We start from the raw sequence: 608 nt of genomic DNA, 5'->3' as shown, positions 1-608 counted from the left end.
AAGGGTTCCCTCCTTGCAGGGCCTCAGTGGCATAAAAAACCTGTATCGTATCGACCTTAAGGTTTGGTGGCGCTGACTACCAAAATAATGCCTTTGTGTTCGCTGACCCACGCGGAGTCACCCATTTTCAGGGAGTCGGGAGATTCGGCGTCCCATTTGGCGCCGTTGAGCTGCACGCTGCCGGTGCCGTCGGTGAAGTCGGTCAGGACTTTGACTCTGGAGCCGATGACGCCAGCGTCGTCCATATCTTTGGCGGAGGGGTCGGCTTCGGTGCCGCGTAGCCAGCGGTGGAAGTGTTTGCGCAGAGCGAACAGGGCCACGAGGCTGAACACGGTAAAGACGGCCAGTTGGGCGGCCAGGGTGTCGATGATGCCCAGTAGCGTGAGCACGCCTACCAGTAGCGCGCCAATGCCGAAGAAGGCGGCGATCAGTCCGGGGATAAACAGCTCGGAGAGCAGCAAGGCGATGCCCAGCAATAGCCAGAATGCGTAGGTGGTAATCAGCATAGTAACGTCCGTGCGGTTGTTATTGGTTCAGGCTGTCATAGTACCATCCGCCGCCGCGCACGACACCCTCTGCTCTTGGGTAGGTCGGATTAGCGCGCAGCG

Annotated in this window: 1 protein-coding gene; it reads right to left on the bottom strand. The window is 59.2% G+C overall.

Annotated features, from left to right (window positions below):
- Positions 1-56: 56 nt before the first annotated feature.
- Complete coding sequence (locus B3520_RS01310; RefSeq protein ID WP_286804290.1) at positions 57-506, bottom strand: NfeD family protein; 450 nt, start codon at positions 504-506, stop codon at positions 57-59.
- Between the last annotated feature and the right edge of the window lie 102 nt (positions 507-608).

Origin of the sequence: Marinimicrobium sp. UBA4509 (assembly GCF_002388575.1) — a bacterium.
Lineage (GTDB): Bacteria > Pseudomonadota > Gammaproteobacteria > Pseudomonadales > Cellvibrionaceae > Marinimicrobium > Marinimicrobium koreense.
Note: the sequence above shows the minus strand (reverse complement) of the source record. Positions and strands in the feature narration are given on the sequence as shown.